Raw genomic sequence first — 1,539 nt, 5'->3', positions numbered from 1 at the left:
ATCGAACCACGCCGCCGCGGGCGCCCACCCAAAAATGGAGGCCCGCCACCAACCACCTGACTGCCCAAAACCTGAGGTGGGGAATTTTACTTTGCCACTTCCGGGGATTTTTACAGTGCCGTTGACACCCGATCGCACAGGCGAGCCAGCTCTTGCCGATCCCGGTCGGGCCGATGATCGCGCAGTTTTCGTGGGCCGCGATCCAGTCGCCCTTGAGCAGCATATCGAACAGCCGCCGATCTAGGCCGCGGGCGGCACGATAATCGACGTCCTCGGGCACGGCATGGTGCCGCAGTTTCGCATGGCGCAGCCGCAGCGCCAGACGCCGGTCACTGCGCCAGGTCGCCTCGTGGTCGAGCAGCAGCGCCAGCCATTCACCATGGCTGAGGCTGGCAGCAGCGCCATTGGTTTCCAGATCGGCGAACGCATGGGCCATGCCGGTCAGGCCGAGCTGGTTAAGCTGATCGAGTGTCGGGTGTTTGAGCATTCGTGTTCCTTTCAATGGTAGTAGCCGGAGCCCCGGATGTTGGTGTGAACGATCGCCACGCGCTCCGGGGCCTGGCGCACGGGAACCTTGTCGAGCCCCTTTTCGAGGATCGATTTGACGCTTGGGTAGTTGCGTGCGCCGATCTCCAGCGCGCGCAGCGCGGCCGCTTCGAGGCGCTCAGCGCCGAACCGGCGGGCCAGACCGATGATCCCCAGGCACGAACGGTAGCCCTGCTCGGGATGCGGCCGGTCCTCGATGATCTTCTGGGTCAGCAGTGACAGCATCGGCCCGATCCGGGCCGCTTCCTCGCGGATCTTCGCCGGCGTCCATTCCAAGTACCGCCGATGGCTGGACGGCATGTGCTCGGGCACCGTCGTGTGCCGCCCGTTGCCCGAACCGCGCATGTGCACCGCGATCCGCTCGCCGGCGAGGAACACCTCGACCGTGCGCGCGGTGAACCGGGCCTCGACCTCGCGGCGCGCGAAGCGCCAGGGCACCGAGTAGTGATGACGCTCGATCGCGATGTGGTAATCAAGCCCGACCCGGCACCGCTTCCATTGCGCATGGACCCACGGCTCCGGCGGCAAGGGCTTCAGGTTGGGCGCGTCCACTTCCTCGAACAGCTCGCGCCGGGTCTTGCCGAACTGGCGCATGACTCGCTTGTCGTTGAGGTCGGCAAGGCACTCGGCGATGGCGGCGTTGAGCTGGGCCAGGCTGTAGAAGATCCGGTTGCGCAGCCGGCCCAGCACCCAACGCTCGACAATGCCGACACAGGCCTCGACCTTGGCCTTGTCCTTCGGCTTCCTCGGTCGCGCCGGGAGTACCGCCGTGCCGTAATGCCGCGCCATGTCGGTGTAGCTGCGGTTGACCATCGGGTCGAAGTGGCAGGCCTTGATCACCGCCACCTTGGCATTGTCGGGCACCAGCAGCTGCGTCACGCCGCCGAAGAAGGCGAAGGCGGCATGGTGAGCCTCGATCCAGTCGGCGAACTGCTCGGTCCAGGTCGCACAGGCGAACGACAGGCTCGATCCGCCCAGAACCGCCACGAACAG

2 protein-coding genes are annotated in these 1,539 nt (G+C 66.0%); both read right to left on the bottom strand.

Translation table 11 applies throughout. The features are described from left to right. Window positions 1–487: ATP-binding protein (locus H7F49_RS19160; protein ID WP_185685146.1), on the bottom strand; the 487-nt coding region annotated here is incomplete at its 3' end. Window positions 488–498: 11 nt separating this feature from the next. Next, window positions 499–1,539: IS21 family transposase (gene istA / locus H7F49_RS19155; RefSeq protein ID WP_185685145.1), on the bottom strand; the 1,041-nt coding region annotated here is incomplete at its 5' end.

The sequence above is a fragment of the Novosphingobium aerophilum genome, assembly GCF_014230305.1.
In the GTDB taxonomy this organism is placed as follows: Bacteria; Pseudomonadota; Alphaproteobacteria; order Sphingomonadales; family Sphingomonadaceae; genus Novosphingobium; species Novosphingobium aerophilum.
The sequence above is the reverse complement of the archived record's forward strand: the minus strand, read 5'-3'. Positions and strand labels throughout refer to the sequence as shown.